The sequence below is a fragment of the Streptomyces sp. NPDC023157 genome (assembly GCF_055560575.1).
Genome location: NZ_JBVHIL010000013.1, coordinates 1 through 5,822, shown reverse-complemented (window position 1 = coordinate 5,822; position 5,822 = coordinate 1). Strand labels below are relative to the sequence as shown.

Annotated in this window: 5 protein-coding genes and 1 pseudogene (1 of these 6 running past the window's edge); 5 read left to right on the top strand and 1 reads right to left on the bottom strand. The window is 74.6% G+C overall.

Annotated features, from left to right (window positions below; translation table 11 throughout):
• A pseudogene (locus tag ACZ3ZE_RS34495) lies at positions 1–1,119 on the top strand (type IV secretory system conjugative DNA transfer family protein) (it extends 511 nt beyond the left edge of the window).
• A 13-nt stretch (positions 1,120–1,132) separates the two neighbouring features.
• Here ACZ3ZE_RS34495 and ACZ3ZE_RS34490 read toward each other — a convergent pair.
• Positions 1,133–1,690: a GNAT family N-acetyltransferase gene (locus ACZ3ZE_RS34490; protein WP_361180196.1), complete on the bottom strand. Its 558-nt coding sequence runs from the start codon at positions 1,688–1,690 to the stop codon at positions 1,133–1,135.
• Positions 1,691–1,859: 169 nt separating this feature from the next.
• Here ACZ3ZE_RS34490 and ACZ3ZE_RS34485 point away from each other — a divergent pair, with 169 nt between their 5' ends.
• Genes ACZ3ZE_RS34485 through ACZ3ZE_RS34470 form a run of 4 tightly spaced genes read left to right on the top strand, consistent with a single transcriptional unit; the run spans position 1,860 to position 5,428 of the window.
• Positions 1,860–2,765: an ABC transporter ATP-binding protein gene (locus ACZ3ZE_RS34485; RefSeq protein WP_467261842.1), complete on the top strand. Its 906-nt coding sequence runs from the start codon at positions 1,860–1,862 to the stop codon at positions 2,763–2,765.
• Positions 2,762–3,565, top strand: a complete 804-nt coding sequence (locus ACZ3ZE_RS34480; protein WP_467261840.1) for an ABC transporter permease — start codon at positions 2,762–2,764, stop codon at positions 3,563–3,565. The genes ACZ3ZE_RS34485 and ACZ3ZE_RS34480 overlap by 4 nt, the downstream gene beginning before the upstream one ends.
• A gap of 10 nt (positions 3,566–3,575) precedes the next feature.
• On the top strand, positions 3,576–4,763 hold the full coding sequence (locus ACZ3ZE_RS34475; protein ID WP_467261838.1) for a sensor histidine kinase: 1,188 nt from the start codon (positions 3,576–3,578) through the stop codon (positions 4,761–4,763).
• The gene (locus ACZ3ZE_RS34470) at positions 4,760–5,428 is read left to right on the top strand and encodes a response regulator transcription factor (protein ID WP_361180185.1); all 669 of its coding nucleotides are present in this window, start codon (positions 4,760–4,762) and stop codon (positions 5,426–5,428) included. The genes ACZ3ZE_RS34475 and ACZ3ZE_RS34470 overlap by 4 nt, the downstream gene beginning before the upstream one ends.
• Positions 5,429–5,822: the final 394 nt, after the last annotated feature.

The window sequence follows — 5,822 nt, the reverse complement described above, 5'->3', positions numbered from 1 at the left end:
GTGGGGGGGGGGGGGGGGGGGGGGGGGGGGGGGGGGGCGCGCGCCCCCCCCCCCCGCCCCCCCCCCCCCCCCCCCCCCCCCCCCCCCCCCCCCCCCCCCCCCCCCCCCCCCCCCCCCCCCCCCCCCCCGACGAACGAACCGACCCCGCCCGAGGCGCCGGCCACGGAGGCGGCACCCACGGCAGCCCCGCCCACGGACACCCGCCTCGTCTACGCCCCCGCCCCCACCCGCCGCCCCACCGCCACCCAAGCCGTACGCGACGCGGAAGGCGCCGTCCTCGTCGTCACCTCCGACCCCACCCTCTGGGCGGAGACCAAGGACGCCCGAGGCAAGCTGGGCCCCGTCCTCGTCTACGACCCCGGCCACCTCTGCGACACCCCGGCCCGTCTCCACTGGAACCCGGCCGAGGGCTGCGAGGACCCGGCCGTGGCCCAGGAACGGGCCGCCGCGCTGCTCGCCCCCGTACGCCCCCAGTCCCGCCTGGACGCGGCCCTCGCCGACACCGCGGAAACGCTCCTGCGCTGCTGGCTGCACGCCGCCGCGATCGACGGCCGCCCGTTCAAGCAGGTGCACCGCTGGGCCCAGGGCGCGGACGCCCACGACCCGGTCCGGATCCTCCGCACCCACCCGAAGGCGACGTCCGGCCAGGCCGGCCTCCTGGAGTCGTCCCTCACGGCCCACCCCGAACGCCGCCAGGCCGCCCAGGAACTGACGGCCCGTACCCTCTCGGCCCTCTCCTCGATCCACATCAGAGAGGCCTGCACCCCGAACCGAACGGACTCCCTGACGCTGGCATCTTTCGTCGCCGAACAGGGCACCCTCTACGTGGTGGGTGAACCGATCGAGGATCCGCGCACCCACCCGGGCGCGATGCCCTTGCTCACCGCGCTCGTCACAAGCGTGGTCGAGCACGGCCGCCGCATGGCCGCACGGTCATCCGACGGTCGGCTCGACCCACCAATGAGCCTCGTCCTCGACGACATCGCCGCCGTGGCCCCGCTCCCGGCACTCCCCGGGCTCCTCGCCGAAGGAGCCGCGCAGGGCCTCCCGACACTCGCCCTGATGCGCTCACAGGAACAGGCACGGGCCCGCTGGCCCGACCCCCTCCCGACCGCCTGACGCCGGACAGGCCCTAGGGGCGCGGGAACTCGTACTCCAGCTCCTGCGCGCCGCCGTCCCCCGGCACGGGCACCTTCGCGCCCGTCGCGGTGAACCCGAAGCGCCGGTAGAAGGCCGCGGCCCGCGCGTTCTCCTCGTGGACGTACAGCCGTACGCGGACGACAGCCGGCTCGGGCAGCGTCCAGGACCACTCCACGGCCGCCCGGAACAGCGCGTCGATCACCCCGGCCCCACGCGCCTCGGGCCGCACATAGACGCCCACGATGTGCGTCTGGTCGACCGTGGCGGCCTCGCCGAACCGCACCTCGTCCGAGGGCCGTTCCACGAGCACGGTCACCGTGCCGAGCCAGTGCCCGTCCGGCGCCTCGGCCACGAACTGGCGCACCGCACCGGCCCCGCTGTCCGAAGCGCCCTCCGCGCGCTCCCGCCAGAAGGAGTCGGGCCGCTCGACGGCGGCCTCGTAGGTGTCGAGGAAGGCGAGGGAGGCGACCGGGTCCCGGAGGGCCGCGAGCCGGATCTCTCTCGTCCGCTCCCACTCGTCGCCGCGGATCTCACGTATCAAAAAGTCCATACCGAAGATCCTGACGACCCGACACACCCCCTGACAACGCCTTTACCCACCCCACACCACCCACACCACCCACCCCGCCCCACCCGTCGTACCCGGGTACTACGGCACCCGGCCCCCTCCCACCCCCGGTCCGACGCCCCACCACCCCCCTGCTCCCTACCGTCGAAGCATGATCCGCGCAGAGAACCTCACCAAGCGCTACGGCGCCAGAACAGTGGTCCAGGACCTCTCCTTCACGGTCCGCCCCGGCTCCGTCACCGGCTTCCTCGGCCCCAACGGCGCCGGAAAGTCGACCACGCTCCGCATGCTCCTCGGCCTCGACGCCCCCACCCACGGCCGCGCCACCATCGCGGGCCGCCCGTACGCCGAGCATCCCGCCCCGCTCACCCAGGCCGGCGCCCTGCTCGAAGCCCGCTCCCTGCACCCGGGCCGCTCGGCCCGCCACCACCTCACGGCCCTGGCCCTCACCCACGGCATCCCGCGCTCCCGCGTCGCCCAGGTCCTGGCCCTCACCGGTCTCACCGAGGGCGCCGACCGCCGGGTGAAGGGGTTCTCCCTCGGCATGGGCCAGCGCCTCGGCATCGCCGCCGCCCTCCTCGGCGACCCGGCCGCCGTCATCCTCGACGAGCCGGTCAACGGCCTCGACCCGGAGGGCGTGCGCTGGATCCGCACCCTGCTCACGTCGCTGGCCGCCGAGGGCCGTACGGTCCTGGTCTCCTCGCACCTGATGAGCGAGATGGCCCTGACAGCGGACCACCTCATCGTCATCGGCAAGGGCCGCCTCCTCGCCGACACCACCGTCGCCGAGCTCGTCCGGCAGGCCGGCGGCACCACCGTCAAGGTCGTCACGCCCGAAGCGGACCGCCTGCGCGGCCTGCTCCCCGGCGCGGCCCGCATCACCGCCGACGCCCCCGACACGCTCCATGTGGCGGGCCTGGACGCGCCGGAGATCGGCCGGGCCGCCGCGACGCACGGCGTACCGCTGTACGAACTCACCCCGCAGACCGCCTCGCTGGAGCAGGCGTTCATGGACCTGACCCACGCTTCAGTCGAGTACGAGGGAGCCCCGGCATGACCACAGCACCCACCACCGCAACCACCGCCACGCGGCCCGCGCGCCTCACCCCACTCCGCGTCCTCCACGCCGAATGGCACAAGCTGTGGACGGTCCGCTCGACCTGGGCCACCCTCCTCGCCGCCGTAGTCCTCGTCCTGGGCGTCGGCATCCTGATGGGCGCCACGTACACCTCCGGCGGCGGCGACTCCGACGTCGACACCGTGCTCCTCACCCTGTACGGCTCCCAGCTCAGCGCGATCGCCCTCGCCGTCCTCGGCATCCTGCTCACGGCCGGCGAGTACGCGACCGGCCTGGTCCGGGCCACGCTCACCGCCGTCCCGCGCCGCCTGCCCGTGCTGTGGGCGAAGGCGGCGGTCTTCACGGCGACCGTCTTCACGGTCTCCCTCGCGACCGCGCTGCTGACCTTCGAGGTGGCCCAGGTCTTCCTCGACGACACCGACCAGGCCGCCTCCCTCACCGACGACGGCGTCCTCGGCGCCCTCGCGGGCAACGCCGCCGGCGTCACCCTGCTGGGCCTCGTCGCGCTCGGCCTGGGCGCCGCGCTCCGCTCGGTGCCGGGTGCGCTGGGCGCGTTCATCGGCGGGGTGATGGTCCTGCCGGAGGTCATCGGGATGCTCCCGTACGGGTGGGTCGAGACGGCCGTCCGCTACTTCCCCACCCAGGCGGCCGGCGCCCTCGGCACGGCCACCCCGCTGCCCGGCGCGGCGACGCCCGGCGCGGCGCTGCTCGCCCTGCTCCTGTGGGCGGGCGCGGCCCTCGCCGTCCCGGCGCTGTCGCTGCGGCGCCGAGACGTATGAGGATGTCCTGATGACCACCGACCTGAGCGGCGCCCTGCAGTGGCTGACGTCCCGGCTACGGGCCTTCGACACGGCCCGGCCCTGGGCGTGGGACACGGCCCTGACCCTCTTCTGGACGGGCGCCGCGCTCGTGGACGCGTCGGGCGGCTGGCGGAACACCGCGGCCGACCCGACCGTCCCGGCAGGACTGGTGGTCGGCATGACCCTGGCCTCGACACTCCCCCTGCTCTGGCGCCGCCGCCACCCCGCCGCCGTCCTCGCCGTGATGGCGGCGGCGGCCCTGGCCGGCGCGGCGACGGGAGCGTTCCTCCAGGTCGCCTACCTCCAGGCGATCCCCCTGTTCCTGATCGCCCTCACCCGCCCGACGCGCACCCTGCTCCTGTCGGCCGCCCTCCTCGTCCCGCCCCTGGTGGTGGGCGCGGTCCGCTTCCCCCGGGGCTCTTGGGACCAGCACATCGTCCCGACCCTCCTGTTCTACGCGCTGGTCGCCCTGCTCGGCCTCACCGTCCGCTCCCGCAGGGACGCCCGCGAACGGGAGGTCCGCATCGCGGCGGCGTCCGAACGGGCCCGGATCGCCCGGGAGATGCACGACATCATCGGCCACAGCCTGACGGTCATCACGGGCCTGGCGGACGGCGGCCGGTACGCGGCGGCCAAGCGCCCCGAGCGGGCCGCCCAGGCCCTCGACGCCATCGGCACCACGAGCCGCGAGGCCCTGACGGACCTCCGCCGCCTCCTGGGCGTCCTGCGCGAGAACGAGACTCCCGAGCCGGTACGGGACCCCCAGCCGACACTGGCCGACCTGGAACCCCTCATCGCAGGCGTACGCGAAGCAGGCCTCGCGGTCGTCGCCGACCTGCCCGCCGCGCCTCACGCCCTGTCCCCCGGCGCCCAGCTGACGGTCTATCGCGTGGTGCAGGAGGCTCTGACCAACGTGCTCAAGCACGCGGGCGAGGGAGCGAAGGCGACGGTGGAACTGACCTACGCCCCGGACGCGTTGGTGGCGACGGTGACGGACACGGGAACAGGCCCGGCCCCCACCCCCCACCCACGCACCGGCACCGGGACCGGCCAAGGCCTGACCGGAATGCGCGAGCGCGCGGCCCTCTACGACGGCACACTCGCATACGGCCCGCCCCCGACCGGCGGCGGCTGGCGCGTGCGGCTCCGACTTCCCCGGGAGGGCTCCCCTTCGTGACGACCGTTCTCATCGCGGACGACCAGGCGATGCAACGCTTCGGCTTCCGCATGCTCCTGGAGAGCCAGGACGACATGACCGTGGTCGGCGAGGCCACGAACGGCACCGAGGCCGTCCGCCTCGCCGACCGGCACCGCCCGGACGTGGTCCTGATGGACGTCCGCATGCCCGGCCTCGACGGCATCGAGGCCACCCGCCGCATCATCGCGACCGGCGCCCGTACCCGCGTCCTGATCGTCACCACCTTCGACCAGGACGCGTACGCGTACGACGGCCTGCGCGCCGGTGCGAGCGGCTTCCTGGTGAAGGACGCGCAGCCCGAGGAACTCCTCGCCGGCGTACGCGCGGTGGCGAGCGGCGACGCGGTGGTGGCCCCGTCCCTGACCCGCCGGCTCCTCGACGCGTACCTCCACCACCTGCCACCGTCGGCCACGCCTCCCCGGCCGGAGCAGGACCCCCGCCTGGCACGGCTGACCACCCGGGAACGCGAGATCCTCACGGTCGTCGGCCAGGGCTGGACGAACACGGAGATCGCCACCCGCCTGCATCTCTCCGAGTCCACGGTGAAGACCCACGTGACCCGGATCCTGTCGAAGACGGGCTCCCGCGACCGCGTCCAGGCGGTCATCCTGGCCTACGACACAGGCCTGGTGAAGCCCGCCTGACGGGTCACGCCCGACCGGCCACGCCCGACGGCCTCACCCGACGGCGTCGAACGCGGGCGCGACCCCAGCGGGCCGGGCCGCGACCGCCGCCGCGATCCGTGCTTCCCGCTCGGCGGTGGCCCGGGGCCCGAAGCCGCTCGCTGTCACCGGGTTCGGCACCGCGGCCTACCGCGGCGCGGGTGACCGCGGCGGGCGGGTCCTGGAGGTGGTCCGCCGGGGGCTGACCTACCCGGACATGGAATGAGAACCCAAAGCCGCCTTCACTGCCGTGGCCGAGCAGTACCAGCGGTGCAGTAAAAGCCCGTAAACGCAGAAAAGCCCCGCACCATAAGGTGCGGGGCTTTCCCACAATGATTGTTCGGCGGCGTCCTACTCTCCCACAGGGTCCCCCCTG